Here is a 15,926-nt window from a genome sequence, read left to right on the forward strand (position 1 = left end):
GTCACGAAACGGTCCGCACAATCGCCGCCGGCCCTGGATTTGGGGCCGTTTTCCTTTCCGGAGTTGTTGTCAGATGAATGCACCGCGCCTCAGCCTGCTGGCCATTGCCCTGGTCACTGCCCTGCCCGCCCTGGCCCAAGAAGCCCCGGCCAAGGACCGCAGCCAGCTCGACACCGTCGTCATCACGGCCGAGCGCCGTGCCGAGAACATCCAGGACGTGCCCAACGCCGTCAGCAAGATCAGCGGCGAGAAGCTCGACGTGCTGGCCTCCGGCGGCCAGGACCTGCGCTTCCTGTCGGGCCGCGTGCCCAGCCTGAACATCGAGTCCAGCTTCGGCCGCGCCTTCCCGCGCTTCTACCTGCGCGGCTACGGCAACACCGACTTCCGCCTCAACGCTTCGCAGCCCGTCAGCGTCATCGTCGACGACGTGATCCAGGAGAACCCCATCCTGAAGGGCTTCCCGATCTTCGACACCGCCGCGGTGGAAGTCGTCGCCGGCCCGCAGGGCACGCTGTTCGGCCGCAACACGCCGGCCGGCGTCGTCAAGTTCGACTCCGTCAAGCCCAGCCAGAAGCAGGACGGCTACGTCAGCGCCACCGTGGGCAACTACGGCACGGTCAACCTCGAAGGCGCGGCCAACCTGCCGCTGTCCGGCGACTGGGCCGCGCGCATCTCCGCGCAGAACCAGCGCCGCGGCGACTGGGTGGACAACACCGCCGCCAACGCCGCCACGCCCAAGACCGAGGGCTACCGCGACAGCGCCCTGCGCGCCCAGGTGCTGTACCAGCCGCACGCGCAGTTCAGCGCGCTGGCCAACCTGCACTTCCGCGACCTGGACGGCAGCCCCCGCCTGTTCCGCGCCAACGCCATCAAGCGCGGCACCAACGACCTGGCCGACGGCTTCTCGGCCGACACCGTGGCCTTCAACGGCGTCAACCAGCAGACGCTCAAGCAGACCGGCGGCAGCCTGCGCCTGAAGTGGTCGCTGCCCGAAATCAACATCTACTCGATCACGGGCTACGAGCACGTCAAGCCGCTGTCCCGCGGCGACATCGACGGCGGCGTGCCCGGCCAGACCGGCGTGCCCTTCCAGTCCGAGACCGGCAGCGGCATGAACGGCCACCGCCAGCTGACGCAGGAGGTGCGACTGGAGTCCAACGCCGCCGGCCCACTGAGCTGGCAGGCCGGCGTGTACCTCTTCGACGAGAAGTACACGATCGACAACATCACCTACGACACGACCTCCCACGTCGACACCGACCACATCTACACCGCGCAGACCAACAAGGCCTGGGCTGCCTTCGGCTCGGTGAACTACGCCGTCAGCAAGGACCTGACGCTGCGCGGCGGCCTGCGCTACACCAAGGACAAGAAGGACCTGTCGACGACCCACGTCGGCAGCGGCCTGTTCAACACCTCCACCGGCACCACCGCCAGCACCGACGACGGCAAGTGGAGCGGCGACCTGTCCGCCACCTACAAGCTCGACGCGACGACCAACCTCTACGCCCGCTACGCCAACGGCTTCCGCGCGTCGTCGATGCAGAACGCCTCGGCCTTCGCCGGCCAGTCGCAGGCCGGCCCGGAGACCGTCAACTCGTACGAGATCGGCTTCAAGAGCGAACTGCTCAAGCGCACGCTGCGCCTGTCGGGCTCGCTGTTCACCTATGACGTCAAGGACCTGCAGTTGACCGCGGTCGGCGGCAGCAGCAACGCCACCCGCCTGCTCAACGCCAAGAAGGCCACCGGCAACGGTGCCGAGCTGAACCTGGAAGCGCTGATCACGCCGGACTTCCTGGTCACCTTCGGCGGCTCGCTGAACAACACCAAGATCAAGGACCCGGCGCTGGGCGTGCCCCCGGGCGGCTCGCTGAAGGTCAACGGCGCCTACCCGACGGTGCTGAACCCCGTCGTCAACGGCAACGCCATGGTCGACGGCAACCCGCTGCCCAACGCGCCCAAGTACACGGTCAACCTGACCGCCCGCTACAGCTACCCGCTGCCCAGCGGCGACGAGGTCTACGTCTACACCGACTGGGCCTACCGCTCCAAGGTCAACTTCTTCCTGTACGAGGCCACCGAGTTCACCGGCAAGGCCCTCACCGAAGGCGGCCTGCGCGTGGGCTACCTGTGGAACAACGGCAAGTACGAAGTGGCCGGCTTCGCCCGCAACATCACCAACCAGATCCGCGTGACGGGTGCCATCGACTTCAACAACCTGACGGGCTTCATCAACGACCCGCGCACCTACGGCGTGCAGTTCAAGGCGCTGTTCTGAAGCCCCTCGCCTGGACTCGCACGCTGCACGCGAGCGAGTCCAGGCGGTCCCCCGAGGGGACGGCGATGCTTGCCGGCTCGACCGGCAAGCACATCGCCAGCGCGGGCCGGCTTGGGAGCGGCCCGGCGCTCGGCCCGCAATACTCGCTGGGAAGCAATCAGGCCTTGGGCAGTCGGTACACCGCGCAGAGCTTGTTGCCGTCCGGATCGCGCACGTAGGCCAGGTGCATCGCGCCCATCGCACTCTCGCGCAGGCCCGGCGGCTCCTCGATGGGCGTGCCGCCATTCGCCACCGCCACGTCGTGGAAGGTCTTCACCTGCTCGGGTGACTCGCACTTGAAGCCGATCGTGCCGCCGTTGGCGTGGCAGGCCGGCTCACCGTTGATAGGCTGGCTGATGCCGAAGCTGTTGCCTGCATGGCGGTAGAACACGCGCTGGTGGCCCGACGGCCCGGTGTTGGGAAAGCCCGCCGGTGCGCCGAGCACGGCCAGCACGGCGTCGTAGAAGCGCTTGCTGCGCTCGATGTCGTTGCTGCCGACCATGATGTGGTTGAACATCGTCTGTCTCCTGGATCAGGTGGAAAAGCGCTGCATTGTGGTCAAGTCCGCCCGGGCCGCTGTCACGCCGGCGCCGCACGGCACCCGCTACGCTGCGGCCCCATGACCCTGCGCTGTCTCCCCATCACCCTGTGGCTCGCCGCCAGCCTGGCGGCCTGCGCCGTGGCGCCGCTGGAGGTGATGCCGCCAGCCTCGCTGGCCGGCGTTGCGCCCTGGGCCGTCAGCGGCCGCCAGGGCTGGATGCCCAACCGCGCGCTGCGCTTTGGCGACTACGCCACGCGCGACCTCAAGTCCCGCGAAAGGGATCGCACCACGGCCTGCCCCGGCGGCTGCACCCACGTGGACCTGGGGCTCTACCAACGCCGCTACGACGACGCCTTCCGCACGGCCTCGCAGCAGTTGCGATTCACGCTCGTCGGGCCGGCAGGCGCCGAGGCCGACGTGCAGCTCACCAGCCAGCTCGACCAGCAGCGCCGCGACTGGATCACCCGCTGGTTCGGCGTGCCCACGGATTTCGGCGCCGACTTCACGCGCCAAATCAGCGTCATCGGCACCGTGCAACCGGCCGATGCGGCCCAGCCTGGCTGGCGCTTCGCGCTGCGAGACGACGGCACGCTGCCGCTGCAAGGCTGGGCCGAGGACGACACCGGCCGGCGCGTCACGCTGACGCCGCTGCAGCAGTTCAAGGGCCGCGATGGCCGCGCGGCGACGATGCCCGGCTTCGCGCAGGGGCAGGCATTCGGCTACGCCTTCGAGCTGGAGGGGCAGGCGGTGGCCGCCGTGTCCACGCACGGTGCCGGCACCGTGTGGATCAAGCCCGACGCGGCGCCCGAACTGCGCCTGTCGCTGGCCGGCCTCGCATCGGCACTGCTGCTGCGGCGCGAGTTCGGGCACTGACCCCACGGGTCAGCGCACTCGCGCCTTCAGCGTCATCGACAAGCCCACCGGCCCCATCGCCAGCTGCAGCAGCTCGCGCGGCGCCTGGCCGTCGGGCGTGTCCACCGACGTGATGTCGAAGTGGCGCAGCAGCGTGGCACAAGCCAGCTTGATCTCCATCAGCGCCAGGTAACGCCCCGGGCAGATGCGCGGCCCCGCGCCGAAAGGCATGGACAGCCGCTTGGCCATGCCAGCCTGCTTGGCATCGCGCAGCCAGCGACCGGGGTCGAACGCGGCGGCGTCGGGCAGGTGGCGCTCGCTGGTGGCGTCGTGCCGCATGACGGCCATGACCAGCGTGCCCGCCGGGATCTCCACATCACCCAACCGCGTGTCGCGCAGCGCCTGCATCGTGTTGATGGGCGCCACCGGCCGCAGCCGCATCGTCTCGTGCGCGCAGGCTTCGACGAAGTCCAGCGCAGCGAGTTGCGTCAGATCCGGCAGCGCCGCATCGCCCAGCACGCGGTCCACCTCCTCGCGCGCGGCGGCCAGCGCCTCGGGGTGCTGCCACAACAGCCAGATCATCCAGGCCAGCGTGTTGGCCGTCGTGTCCTCACCGGCCAGCAGCATCGTCAGCACGTTGCCGGCCACCTGTGCGTCATCGATGCTGCTGCCGGGCTCGTCGGCCGCCACCAGCATCGCTTCCAGCAGGTTGGACGGTTCGGCACGCAGACCCGGGTCGGCGGCCAGCCGCCCGCGCGCCTTCGTGATGAAGCCCTGCACGGCCACGTCGATCGCCGCCACGCTCTTCGTCAGCGCCCGGTCCTCGGCCGACGGCCACCAGCGCCAGGTCGGGAACGGCGCGAACATTCGCCGGAACAGCGCCGGGAAGATGCGGTTCAGGTGCTGCTGGATGATGTCCTCGTCGGACTGCAGCGTGTTGACGTCCTCGCCGAACGCCAGCCCCGCCACGGCGTCCACCGTGAAGCGCATCAGGTCCGCCTGCAGCTCGATGCGCCGGCCGTCGCTGGCTGCGATCTGCCAACGCGAGACGAGCCGCTGCGCTACGCGCAGCAGCGCCGGGTAGTAGCGCTTCACATGCACCGGGTCGAACCCGGCCATGACCATGCGGCGCTGGCGCTTCCACACCTCGCCGTTGGACGCGAACAGCCCGGCAGTCAGTCCCATCTCGGAGCCCACCTGCTCCAGCCGCTCCGTGCGCCGGAATCCATCCGGCCGGTCGCGCAGCAACGTGCTGATCAGCTCGTGGTCACCGACGACGACGACGCGGCGCTTGCCCAGCCGCAACTTGAAGACGCCGCTGTAGGCCTGGCACCAGGCCTCCACCTGCTGGTGCACGCGCGTCGAGTCCATCTGCAGCAGGTTGCCGAACACCGGCACGCCGCGCGGGCCGGGCAGGTCGTCGAAACGGCGCGGGGCGGTAGTGGTGTTGTCCATCGGGCCAGTCTAGGAGCCGAGGTTGCCGCGCGGGTCGTTCAACTTGAGGACGGCGCCACGAGGGTTTCGGGACTGGGTGCAGTTCGGTAGGTTGGGCTGAACGAAGTGAAGCCCAACAAATTCCGTTGGCCCAGATGCTGGTATTCGCGTGCTCATCCCAATAGATTGTTTGCGAAAACGCTGGGGTTCGCATAACTCACCCCAGCCTACCGAGATTTTTGGGGAAGCTTACGGTCCCTCTCGACGGAATTTTCAGGCGCTTTGAGGAAGTGCGCAAAAGTAAACTCTTGGTGCTGGCTCATAGTGAAGACGCAGATCAAAGTGCTCGAATGTATTGGAAAAGCTAAACCTCAATATTGACTCGCCTTCCCATGACTGGAAACCCCATGTGGCAACTTCTTCAACCGACAAGTTTGAAGTAGTGCCCTCTTTTTCGGTAATCAAGACATGAACCGACGACGAGTAACCCATCTTGAACGTGACAGTAAGTAGCCTGAAGTCTTCATAGCTTCGACAGAATGACAGAACAGCCTCTTCTGGATCATGCTCGGCGGCTAGCCCAAAGCCGTGATCGAACATTTCTAGTTCATCTGGTGGCTGAAATGGAGTTAAGAATCTCATTTCGCCCAACGTGTTTTCTGGAAACAGCCAACGCCGCTTATGCAGGCGCACTGCGCTATAAATCGCCGCGTGGCGTCATTGCCAAGTGATTGAATCTCCATAGAAACTCTCCCTTTCGGCTGCATTCCCTACAGCATTGAATTTCCGGCGGAAGCGGCACGTCGTGACAAGTTCTCCAGCAGCCGCTGACCACTTCAACCGGCGAATATCTTCCCCGGATTCATGATCCCCGCCGGGTCCAGCGCCGCCTTCACCGCCCGCATCACCGCCACCGCTTCCTCACCCGTCTCGTCCAGCAGGAAGCCCTGCTTGTGCAGCCCGATGCCATGCTCGCCGGTGCAGGTGCCCTCCATGGCAATGGCTCGCGCCACCATCTGGGCGCTGAGCCGCTCCGCCGTGGCCAGTTCCTGCGGATCGGCCGGGTCCAGCAGATAGGCCATGTGGAAGTTGCCGTCGCCCACGTGGCCGACGACGAAGTAGGGCAGGCCGGCGGCCTCGACCTCGGCGATGGACGCATTGATGTTCTCGGCCAGCCGCGAGATCGGCACGCAGGTGTCGGTCGTGATCGCGCGGCAGCCGGGGCGCATCTGCAGGCCGGAAAGGTAGGCGTGGTGCCGCGCCGTCCACAGCCGCGTGCGGGCCTCGGGCGTCGTGGCCCACTCAAAGGCCTCGCCACCAAACTCGGCCGCCACATCCTGCACGACGGCCGCCTGCTCGGCCACGCCAGCCTCGCTGCCGTGGAATTCCATCAGCAGCATCGGTGCTTCCTTGAGCCCCAGCTTGTCGTGCGCGTTGACGGCCTTGATGGCGTTGGTGTCCAGCAGCTCGCAACGGGCAATGGGCACGCCGATCTGGATGACCTGCATCGCCGTGCGCACGGCCGCGTCGATGCTGGGGAAGAAGCACACCGCCGCCGACAGGGCCTCAGGCAGCGGATGCACCTTCACGGTCAGCTCGGTGATGACGCCCAGCGTGCCTTCGCTGCCGATGACGAGCCGCGTCAGGTCATAGCCGGCGCTGCTCTTCTTCGCGCGCGAGCCGGTGCGCACGATGTCGCCGTTCGCGGCCACGAAACGCAGCGCCAGCACGTTCTCGCGCATCGTGCCGTAGCGCACGGCGTTCGTGCCGCTGGCGCGCGTGGCGGCCATGCCGCCCAGACTGGCGTCGGCGCCGGGGTCGATGGGGAAGAACAGGCCTTCGTGCCTGAGCGCCTCGTTCAGCGCCTTGCGCGTGACGCCGGGCTGCACGGTCACGGTCAGGTCCTCGGCGTCGATGCGCAGGATGCGGCTCATGCGCGACACGTCCAGGCTGATGCCGCCACGCACGGCCAGCAGGTGGCCTTCCAGCGACGAGCCGGCGCCATAGGGGATGACCGGCACGCGGTGCGAGGCGCACAACATCACGACACGCGCCACCTCCGCCTCGGTCTCGGCGAAGACGACGGCCTGCGGCGGCGGCACGTCGAAGATGGATTCGTCCCGGCCATGCTGCTCGCGCACGGCCAGCGCGGTCGAGCAGCGCTCGGCGAAGTCGGTGCGCAACGCGTCCAGCAGGGCGGCCGGCAGCGGCGGAGCGGAGAAGGGCGTGTCGGGCGCGTTCATGGCGGCTTCCAGGAGCGAAGCAGGAATTGTGTTGCAGCGCCCGCGCCGCAGTGACAGCATCACCACACCGATGTCCTGGGAGAGCCGCATGGACCCCACCCTGACCTGGCTGCTGCTCATCGCCGCCGCCGTCCTCATCATCGTCGGCGCGACGCGCTTCGACTTGTTGAGCATTCCTTGGCGCGAGGTCGCTGATAGCGCACCCAAGCCCCCGCAAAATGCCTCGCCGGCGCCACGGTGGCGTCCAGCTTCAGGCTTTCAGCCACACGACGCCCCCACGCGCAAGCCGGCCTTCCACCGTAGCGGCCGCCGACACTGACCGTCGGCGTGCGGGGTCACGCACGACTTCAGGGAGATAACACCATGACCCCGCAGACCAACTCAACGAGGACCAGCCTCACCATCAGCCGCAAGCTGCTGCTGCTGGCTTTGCTGGTGCTGATCGCCATCAGCATCCCTTCGGCCTTCCAGGTACGCCAGGCCCGCCAGCTGGCCCAGGCCGCGCAAGGTGAGCTCGACGGCCTGGCCCCCGCACGCCAGCTCGTGCGGCTCACCCAGCTGACGCAGCAGCACCGCGGTCTGTCGGCGGCGCTGCTGGGCGGCAACGACACCGTGCAGGCTGCGCGCTCGGCCAAGAACGCCGAGGTCATCAAACAATTCGCCGACGTCGACGCCCTGCTGAAAGACAGCGGCGCCACCGACGCGATGCGCGCCACATGGTCGGACGCACAGCAGCGCTGGCAGTCCCTGTCCAGCCAGGTCGGTGCCAGGGGCCTGAAGGCAGCCGAGAGCAGCACGCTGCACGCCCAGCTCATCCAGGTCTATTTCCGGCTGCTGGACCAACTCATCGATCAGACCGGCCTCATCCTCGACCCGCAGGCCGACACCTACTTCCTCATCAGCGCCACGCTGGCCCGCCTGCCCACCGCCACCGAGGCGCTGGGCCAGACACGCGCCCGCGGCGCCGGCTTCCTGGCCGAGGGCAGGATCGGCCCCGAAGGCCGCACGCTGCTGGCCGGTCTCGTGGCGCAGGCCGAGGAGCAGCACCACGGCATGGGCATCGCGTTCGACAAGAGCTTCGCCGTCAACGACGCGCTGAGGACGCGACTCAGCGGCAAGATCGCCGCGCTGGACGAGCAGGTCAAGGGCTCGCTGAAGCTCACGCGCGACGAGCTCATCGGCAAGGATGAACTCGGCTACGCCGCGCCCGACTACATCGCCAGCTACACCCACACCATCGACGCGATGTACGTTGTCGCCGACGACGCGATGACGGCGCTGGACGAGCTGCTCGCCGAGCGCGTCGCCGGCCTGCGCCGCAGCAGCTGGATCGTCGGCGCGCTGCTGGCCGGCATGCTGATCGTCGTCCTCGTCATCACCCGCAGCATCTCGCGCAGCATCACCGAGCCGTTGAAGCACGCCGCCGCCCTGGCCGAGCAGATCGCCGCGCGCGACCTGAGCGGTGAGGTGGTCGTGCGCAACCACGATGAGATCGGCCAGCTCACGACCGCGCTGCTGGCCATGCGCGACAGCCTGTGCGGCGTCATCGGCGAGGTGCGCAGCAACGCCGGCGAAGTGGCCCAGGCCTCGCAGGAGCTGGCCTCCGGCAACCGCGACCTGTCGCAGCGCACCGAGCAGCAGGCCTCGGCGCTGGAGGAAACCGCCAGCTCCATGGAAGAGCTGACCGCCACCGTGCGCAGCAACGCCGACCAGGCCAGCGACGCCAGCAGCCTGGCCCAGCGCGCCAGCACGGTCGCGGCCTCGGGCGGCCAGGCCGTCGAGCAGGTGGTCACGACGATGGGCGCCATCGAGACCAGCAGCCGGCGCATCGAGGAAATCATTGCCGTCATCGACGGCATCGCCTTCCAGACCAACATCCTGGCGCTGAATGCCGCCGTGGAGGCCGCGCGGGCCGGCGAGCAGGGGCGCGGCTTCGCCGTCGTCGCGTCCGAGGTGCGTGCGCTGGCCGGCCGCTCGGCCGAGGCGGCCAAGCAGATCAAGCAGCTCATCTCCGAGAGCGTCGGCCAGGTCGAGAGCGGTTCCCGCCTCGTGCAGGATGCGGGCACGACGATGCGCGAGACGGTGGATACCATCCGCTCGCTGGCCGAACTCGTCGCCAGCATCAGCCGCGCCTCCAGCGAGCAGAGCAGCGGCATCGGCCAGATCAGCGAGGCCGTGTCGCACATGGACCAGCTGACCCAGCAGAACGCCGCCCTCGTCGAGGAAACCGCCGCCGCCGGCATGAGCCTGCAACAGCAGGCCGAGAAGCTGGCCGGGCTGGTCAACACCTTCCGCATGCCGGCCGCACGGCATTGAGTGGCAGGATGCAGGTCCGTCCAACGACCTGCATCCGACCATGGGCAACCGCCTTTCCCAGATCGCCACCCGCACCGGCGACGACGGCACCACCGGCCTCAGCGACGGCAGCCGCGTCCCCAAGGACCACCTGCGCGTGCAGGCCATGGGCGACGTCGACGAGTTGAACTCCAACCTCGGCCTGCTGCTGGCCGAGCCACTGCCCGACGACATCCGCGACCTGCTGATCACGATCCAGCACGAGCTGTTCAACCTCGGCGGCGAGCTCTCATGGCCTGGTGGCGAACTGCTGAAGGACGCCGCCGTGCTGCGGCTGGACGAGGCGCTGGGGCACTACAACGAGCATCTGCCGCGGCTGAAGGAATTCATCCTGCCGGCCGGCACGCGCAGCGCAGCCATCGCGCATGTCTGCCGCACCGTGGCACGCCGCGCCGAACGCGCCGTCATCACACTCGCAGCGACCGAACAGATCCGCGCCGCGCCGCGGCAATACCTGAACCGCCTGTCTGACCTGCTCTTCGTGCTGGCCCGCGTGCTGAACCGCGCCAACCTCGACGGCCTGGGCGGCGACGACGTCTACTGGCAGAGCGAGCGCATGAAGCGGCTGGACGCGGTGGAATGAAGCACGGATTCGCCATCGCGTTGCTCGCCACCGCCAGAGCGGCACACGCCACGGCCTTCTTCGAGCCCTGCGAGTCGGCGCTGAAGACACCGGCGTTCAACGCGCTGCAGGTGTTCTACGCCGGCAAGCCCGAGTTGCCCAAGCCCGACGCCTGCTTCCGCCTGAACAACCGCGAATTCCTCGTCGTGGTCGCCGACACGGCGCCCATCGCGCAAGGCCTCTACTTCTTCGACGCGAGGACAGGCAGCTACGACTTCCCGGACGGTGCGCAACGCCGGGGCATCAGCGTGGCCATGGAGTTCGATGATCGCTCCGGCAAGCACTTCGCGCTGCTGAAGACCTCAGCCCTGGGGGGTGGCGAGTGGTTCACCGGCTATCAGGTGCTGCTGCTGCAACGCGGCAAGGGCACCGGCAGCTTCGCGCTGCAAAAGGTGATCGAGGTGCAGCCGACCCCGAATCCGGCCTGTGCGGCACCCACGTGAGCAAGGGCTCGGCCGCCGAAGTGAAAAGCGTGCGGTCCGACAGCGACGGCCAACTGGTGTTCCAGCTGGAAGAACAGCGCTGCCCCGCGGGCAACGACGCGTCAGGTCGAGAAGCGCTTCGTGTGGGACGGCCAGCGTTTCCAGCCGCGTTGATCCGTCAGCGCCTGCGCCAGATCCGCCAGGCCAGCCAGGCCCAGCGCAAGGCGCCCAGCAACTTGCCGCGGCGCTTCTGCCCCGCCGTCGCGAAGAAGGCAGCCGCGCCGCCTGCCGCTGCCAGCACGGTCGGGTCGGACAGCCAGCCGCGCACGACCAGCACACGGTGCACCACGGCGTCGGCGCGCTCGCCGAGATCGTCCACGTCGCGGCCCACCTGGCCTCGCAACAGCTCCGATGCCAGCAGCAGGTTGGCCTTGCGCTCGTCACGCAGCCGCGGGTCGTCGGGGATGGTCGGGATCATGGCCGGCGGCGCAGCGCGTCCGCGTCCTCGCACAATTCGCCGATGCTGGCGCGGAACAACGTCGTTGGCTGGGCCAGCAACGCCTTGAGCTTGGCGAACGCCACAGCCGCGGCCGCGAGCAGCACCACGGCAGCTCCACCGATGGCCAGCAGCCGGTAGCTGTCCCACAGCGCCACGACGACGAGCAGCAGCACCATCAACAGGCCGAAGCCCGCCAGCAACGCCGCGAGCACGGCCCACAGCGCCAGGCCGGCGACACGCTCCTTCTCTTCCTGCGCCTCGATGGCCAGCAGTTCGAGCCGGATGCGGCCCAGCGTCAGCAAGGAAGTTCCGAGCCGCCGCAGCGGCCCGGAAACGGGCTCCTTGGAATCGCTCAACGGCGGCCGATCAGCACGCCAAGCGCCAGGCCGACGGCCGCTGCAGCGCCGATGGCCTGCCAGGGATTGGCATGCACGTACTCATCGGTCGCGATCGCAGCATCCTTGGCGCGCTTCACCGCCTCATGCTGGGCGTCCAGCAGCTTGTCCTTGGCGCCGTCGAGACGGTCCCGGATGCGCTCGCGCAGCGCCTTGGCTTCGCCCGTGGCCTCCTTGCCGGTGGCCGTCATCAGCGCATCGATATCGTCCATCACGGCGCGGAAGTCCGACGCCAGCTTTTCTTTCGCCTGGATTGCATCACTCATTGCCAGCTCCTCAGTCGTGGATGACGGGTCAAGCCTAACGCGGTTGCCCGCCGGCCGACATGACATCCCTCAAACGAAGCGGGCTTGTCCTACAGGCCCGCCACCGCCTGCCGCAGCCGCTGCGCATAAGCCTCGCGCAGCGCCGCCGGCGCCACCACCTCGACCTGCCCAGCGTGGCGCAACAGGTCCATCAGCAACTCGGTGTCGTCGACGTAGGGCAACTGCAGCCGCCAGCGGCCGTCGGGCAGGAACTCGCTCTTCTGCGCCGGATGCCATTCCTCGCGCGACACCCAGGCCGCCGCTTCCGGGCTGAACAGCAACTCGGCCTCGCGCGGCGTGCCGCCGGCGAAGATGCCGTAGCCGCGATCCAGCTCGGCCTCCAGCTCGTCCAGGGCCAGGGCTTGCGCCTCGGCGTCCAGCAGCGTCGCCGCCTCGATGCCGTCCAGCGCGAAGCGGCGCAGGCCCTGGCTCCGGTGGCAGAAGGCGTCCAGGTACCAGGCGTGGCGGTGGTGCACCAGCCGCTGCGGCGACACCTCGCGCTCGCTGACGCCGCCGGCACCGGTCTTCTTGCGATAGCGGATCTGCAGCCGGCGCCGCTTCACGACGGCGCTGCCGACGGTCTCGAAGCTGTCGCTGGCCATGCGCCTTCTGGCCGTGCCGATGAGCTTGACGCGCCGCCGCAGTTCCTCGGCCTCGGCAGCGTCCACGCCCAGCATGCCGGTGATCTTGTCGAACATCGGCTGCAGGTGGCGGCCGACGACGCCCTGCTCATCCAGCCCCGCCAGCATCTGCTGCATCGTCAGCAGCGCGTGCAGTTCGGCCTCGTTGAACCATACGCCCGGCAGCTCGTGCTTGCCGCCGCGCCACTGCTGGCCGAAGCGGTAGCCGTTCTCGCCGGCGTCGTACTCGATGGGCGCGTCCAGCCGCTCGCGCAGATAGGCCAGGTCACGCTTGAGCGTGGCCGGCGACACCTCCAGCGCCTCGATCAACTCGGCGAACGACACGCAGCCGCGGGAGCGGATCAGGTGCTCGATCTTGTAGAAGCGTTCGGTGCGATCCATGGCGCGGCGGGTTCCTGAAAATATCCACAGTGTTTTCTCGGTGGATCATCTCATGAGCCACCAGGCTCACAGACTGCTTGCAAGGCCCGCGACTCATCGGCGTGCCTCTCACCTCAGGAGCACCGACATGCAAGCCGTCTTCAACACCCAAGCCGCCGTCCAGACCGCCTTCGTCCAGTTCGACCTGGACATGGACGAAGCCCCTGCCGCCATCAGCGCCCACGAACGCATCGGCCTGGCGCTGGGCCGCGACTACGCACTGCACGGCATCACGCCGCCCATCGCCCACCTCTACCCGCAGTCGCCGCTGCAGCGCGGCTGGATGGCCACCCGCGGCCGCCCCGTGCGCACGCCGGCCAGTCCGCAGGTCGAACTCTGGCTGGCGCTGCGCACCCACGCCTGGACGCGTGGCCGCAGCTTCGAGGACATCCAGCTCACGCCGCACCACCTCGCCCAGCTGGACACGACGCACTGCCCCATCACCCGCGAGCTGCTGGGCGACGACAACCGCAGCATCGACCGCGTCCGTGACGACGCCGGTTACGCGGCCGGCAACCTGGCCGTCATGAGCCAGCACGCCAACCGGGCCAAGGGCAGCCGCGGCCACCAGGCACTGCTGGACATGGCCGCCAGCTGCGCCGCCGGCCCGATCACGCGCATCGGCGGTCTGGCTGAAGCCGAATGGGAACGCCTGGCCGTGCTGGCCAGCTTCGTCACGCCGCTGAGCCACGAGGACGCCGCGCGGATTCCGCTGCGCGTGCTGCCGCCGAACCGGCTGCGCCTGTTCAACCCCATCCAGGCGTTGCAGGCCCTGGTCACACGCCAACTCGCCACGCCGGGCTGGAGCGCCCGCCTGAGCCGGCTCGAGGCGCTGCTGCCGACCGACGCGCTGCGCGGCGACTTCAATCGCTTCCTGCTGGCGCTGGCGCCGCGCGTGCTGGCTGCTGCGGAGCTGCAGGAGCCGCACGAAATCCGCTGGGCGCTGGAAGACGCCTGGGCGCTGCCGTTGGTGCAGAAGCGCTGGGCGCGTTTTGCGCTGCAGCTGACACCGGAGCAGGCCGAAGCGCTGGTGGAACGTGCCGCCGCGAAGAAGCTGTGCCCCGTGCATGTGCAGCGTCATGACGACGCGACCGACGGCTGGGCGCTGGCAACGGGAGGCTACATGTGAGCCCCTCGCCCAAGGAGTACCTTGGTCGGTCCCCCGAGGGGACGGCGATGCTTGCGGCATCGAGCCGCAAACACATCGCCCAAGGCGGGCCGGCTTGGGGCGGCCCGGCGCTCGTCCCGAAAAACTCTTTTAGACCAGCGAGCGGAACAGGCGGATTTCCTCGACGCGGGCGCCGCCAACTTCCGTCGTGCGGGCGCTGCCCAGCTCACGCTTGAAACCGGCCAGCTCGAAGAAACGCAGCGCACGCTCGTTGCGCAGGTAGCACCAGAGCGTAGCCTTGGTGCAGCCTTCTTCCTGCAGGCCATCGCGCGTGGCATCCCACAGCGCCAGGCCGACGCCCTTGTCCAGATGCTCGGGGCTGGCGAACAGCGCCCAGACCTCGCCGGTCGTGGCGGGCGTGCCCTTGTCGCGCGAACGGTCGAAGCCGGCGAAGCCCATGATCTTGTTGTCCAGATGGGCCACGATGACCTGCGGCTCGCAGAGGTCGATGGCCTCGCGCCAGAAGGCCTGGCGCTTCTGCACCGACATCGCGTCCAGCGCGGCGGCAGGCAGCAGGGACTTGTAGGCATCCTGGCTGGCGGCGACGTGGATCTCGGCGATGGCCTTGGCATCGCGCAGGGTGGCGGGGCGAACCTGGATCACGGACATGGAATTCTTCTTGAGCAATACACGGGCACGAAAGGCCGGGATTGTCCTTGCCCAAGTCGGTGCCGTTGGCTCTTGACAGAAATTTTTCCTTTGCTCAAGCCGGCTGTTTCTGCGCCTTTACATGCTCCACCAGGCCGCGCCTGAGCCAGCGCAGCGGCGTGCGCTGCAGGCAGGACAGCAGCGCGTGATCGACTTCCGCGCCATTCAGGTCCATCGCGAAACGGCTTGCGACTTCGGCACGCACCTTCAGCAGCAGCTCGGCCGTCACGAGTGCGTCGGCCATGGCGCGGTGCGCGCGGCCGCTGAAGCGGATGCCGTGAAAGTCCGTCATGGCGCCCAGCGAGTGACTCTTCGCCTCGGGCCACAGCCGCCGCGACAGCAGCACCGTGCAGGCGAACTCGTGTGCCGGGTCGGACGCGACACCTGCCTGGGCCATTTCGGCCTGCCAGAAGCCCCGGTCGAAGGACGCGTTATGCGCCACCAGCGGGCAGCCCTCGGTGAAGCGCGCGAGCTCACGCATGACGGAGGTCGAGTCAGGCGCATCGGCCAGCATCTCGTTCGTGATGCCGGTCAGGGCCTGGATGTAGGGCGGCACCCAGGCGCCGCTGTTCATCAGGCTGCTCCAGCGGTCCACGACAACGCCTTCGCGCACGAGCACGGCGGCGATCTCGGTGGCACGCCCTCCACTCGTCGGCCCGAGTCCGGTGGTCTCGAAGTCGACGACGGCGATGGTTTCCGTCCTCATCAAGACTTCTTCAGTGGCGGGTGCTTGATGGCGTTCATTGCCAGCTTGCGCTCGACCGCGGTTTCCAGATCCACGCCGCCGTGGTCGGCGATCTGGACGAGATAGAGCAGCACGTCCGACAACTCCTCACCAAGATGGCGACGCTGGTCGTCACTGAGCGACAGCGACTGCTCGGGTGTCAGCCACTGAAAGATTTCCAGCAGTTCGGCGGCTTCCACCGTCATCGCCATCGCGAGGTTCTTGGGGGTTTGGTAGGGCTGCCAGTCGCGCTCGTCGGCGAAGTGGCGCAGCCGACGCTGCAGGGCGGGGATGTCCATGGAGGAAAAGTTGTCCTATGTATTCCAAACTGTATTGAAGA

General features: G+C 68.1%; 18 protein-coding genes. 7 read left to right on the top strand and 11 right to left on the bottom strand.

Features of this window, described 5'->3' with window-relative positions; all coding sequences use genetic code 11:
- The first annotated feature begins 73 nt into the window (after nt 1-73).
- Nucleotides 74-2,278: a TonB-dependent receptor gene (locus ACG04R_RS02880; RefSeq protein WP_394406324.1), complete on the top strand. Its 2,205-nt coding sequence runs from the start codon at nt 74-76 to the stop codon at nt 2,276-2,278.
- Between the two features lie 157 nt (nt 2,279-2,435).
- Here ACG04R_RS02880 and ACG04R_RS02885 read toward each other — a convergent pair whose 3' ends face one another.
- Nucleotides 2,436-2,834 (bottom strand): VOC family protein, encoded by a 399-nt coding sequence (locus ACG04R_RS02885; protein ID WP_394406325.1) that lies wholly within the window; start codon nt 2,832-2,834, stop codon nt 2,436-2,438.
- Between the two features lie 102 nt (nt 2,835-2,936).
- Between ACG04R_RS02885 and ACG04R_RS02890 the strand changes: the two genes are divergently transcribed.
- Entirely contained in the window at nt 2,937-3,731 is a 795-nt protein-coding gene (locus ACG04R_RS02890; RefSeq protein WP_394406326.1) for a hypothetical protein, read from the top strand.
- 9 nt (nt 3,732-3,740) lie between these two features.
- On the opposite strand, the gene ACG04R_RS02895 is transcribed toward ACG04R_RS02890, so the two are convergent.
- The 3 genes from ACG04R_RS02895 to ACG04R_RS02905 form a co-directional block, all read right to left on the bottom strand.
- On the bottom strand, nt 3,741-5,165 hold the full coding sequence (locus ACG04R_RS02895; RefSeq protein WP_394406328.1) for a cytochrome P450: 1,425 nt from the start codon (nt 5,163-5,165) through the stop codon (nt 3,741-3,743).
- A gap of 252 nt (nt 5,166-5,417) precedes the next feature.
- The gene (locus ACG04R_RS02900) at nt 5,418-5,837 is read right to left on the bottom strand and encodes a hypothetical protein (RefSeq protein ID WP_394406330.1); all 420 of its coding nucleotides are present in this window, start codon (nt 5,835-5,837) and stop codon (nt 5,418-5,420) included.
- Between the two features lie 143 nt (nt 5,838-5,980).
- Nucleotides 5,981-7,387: an FAD-binding oxidoreductase gene (locus ACG04R_RS02905; RefSeq protein ID WP_394406332.1), complete on the bottom strand. Its 1,407-nt coding sequence runs from the start codon at nt 7,385-7,387 to the stop codon at nt 5,981-5,983.
- Nucleotides 7,388-7,475: 88 nt separating this feature from the next.
- Between ACG04R_RS02905 and ACG04R_RS02910 the strand changes: the two genes are divergently transcribed.
- The 4 genes from ACG04R_RS02910 to ACG04R_RS02925 are packed head-to-tail and all read left to right on the top strand — an operon-like array spanning nt 7,476 to nt 10,807.
- Entirely contained in the window at nt 7,476-7,706 is a 231-nt protein-coding gene (locus ACG04R_RS02910; protein WP_394406334.1) for a hypothetical protein, read from the top strand.
- A gap of 44 nt (nt 7,707-7,750) precedes the next feature.
- Entirely contained in the window at nt 7,751-9,703 is a 1,953-nt protein-coding gene (locus ACG04R_RS02915; protein ID WP_394406336.1) for a methyl-accepting chemotaxis protein, read from the top strand.
- Nucleotides 9,704-9,743: 40 nt separating this feature from the next.
- The gene (locus ACG04R_RS02920) at nt 9,744-10,325 is read left to right on the top strand and encodes a cob(I)yrinic acid a,c-diamide adenosyltransferase (RefSeq protein WP_394406338.1); all 582 of its coding nucleotides are present in this window, start codon (nt 9,744-9,746) and stop codon (nt 10,323-10,325) included.
- On the top strand, nt 10,322-10,807 hold the full coding sequence (locus ACG04R_RS02925) for a hypothetical protein (protein ID WP_394406340.1): 486 nt from the start codon (nt 10,322-10,324) through the stop codon (nt 10,805-10,807). Before ACG04R_RS02920 ends, ACG04R_RS02925 begins: the two co-directional genes overlap by 4 nt.
- 157 nt (nt 10,808-10,964) lie before the next feature.
- Here ACG04R_RS02925 and ACG04R_RS02930 read toward each other — a convergent pair whose 3' ends face one another.
- From ACG04R_RS02930 to ACG04R_RS02945, 4 genes are all read right to left on the bottom strand, one after another.
- Entirely contained in the window at nt 10,965-11,264 is a 300-nt protein-coding gene (locus ACG04R_RS02930; RefSeq protein WP_394406342.1) for a hypothetical protein, read from the bottom strand.
- Nucleotides 11,261-11,641: a phage holin family protein gene (locus ACG04R_RS02935; RefSeq protein ID WP_394406343.1), complete on the bottom strand. Its 381-nt coding sequence runs from the start codon at nt 11,639-11,641 to the stop codon at nt 11,261-11,263. Before ACG04R_RS02935 ends, ACG04R_RS02930 begins: the two co-directional genes overlap by 4 nt.
- On the bottom strand, nt 11,638-11,946 hold the full coding sequence (locus ACG04R_RS02940) for an ElaB/YgaM/YqjD family protein (protein ID WP_394406345.1): 309 nt from the start codon (nt 11,944-11,946) through the stop codon (nt 11,638-11,640). Before ACG04R_RS02940 ends, ACG04R_RS02935 begins: the two co-directional genes overlap by 4 nt.
- An 89-nt stretch (nt 11,947-12,035) precedes the next feature.
- Complete coding sequence (locus ACG04R_RS02945) at nt 12,036-13,007, bottom strand: helix-turn-helix transcriptional regulator (RefSeq protein WP_394406347.1); 972 nt, start codon at nt 13,005-13,007, stop codon at nt 12,036-12,038.
- A 127-nt stretch (nt 13,008-13,134) separates the two neighbouring features.
- Between ACG04R_RS02945 and ACG04R_RS02950 the strand changes: the two genes are divergently transcribed.
- Nucleotides 13,135-14,175: a hypothetical protein gene (locus ACG04R_RS02950; RefSeq protein ID WP_394406349.1), complete on the top strand. Its 1,041-nt coding sequence runs from the start codon at nt 13,135-13,137 to the stop codon at nt 14,173-14,175.
- Between the two features lie 129 nt (nt 14,176-14,304).
- On the opposite strand, the gene ACG04R_RS02955 is transcribed toward ACG04R_RS02950, so the two are convergent.
- The 3 genes from ACG04R_RS02955 to ACG04R_RS02965 form a co-directional block, all read right to left on the bottom strand.
- Nucleotides 14,305-14,823, bottom strand: coding sequence for a GNAT family N-acetyltransferase (locus ACG04R_RS02955; protein WP_394406351.1), 519 nt, complete (start codon nt 14,821-14,823; stop codon nt 14,305-14,307).
- A gap of 94 nt (nt 14,824-14,917) precedes the next feature.
- On the bottom strand, nt 14,918-15,568 hold the full coding sequence (locus ACG04R_RS02960; RefSeq protein ID WP_394406353.1) for a 3'-5' exonuclease: 651 nt from the start codon (nt 15,566-15,568) through the stop codon (nt 14,918-14,920).
- The gene (locus ACG04R_RS02965; RefSeq protein ID WP_394406355.1) at nt 15,568-15,885 is read right to left on the bottom strand and encodes a nucleotide pyrophosphohydrolase; all 318 of its coding nucleotides are present in this window, start codon (nt 15,883-15,885) and stop codon (nt 15,568-15,570) included. Before ACG04R_RS02965 ends, ACG04R_RS02960 begins: the two co-directional genes overlap by 1 nt.
- Between the last annotated feature and the right edge of the window lie 41 nt (nt 15,886-15,926).

The sequence above is a fragment of the Pelomonas candidula genome, assembly GCF_043555985.1.
GTDB classification, from domain to species: domain Bacteria; phylum Pseudomonadota; class Gammaproteobacteria; order Burkholderiales; family Burkholderiaceae_C; genus Pelomonas; species Pelomonas candidula.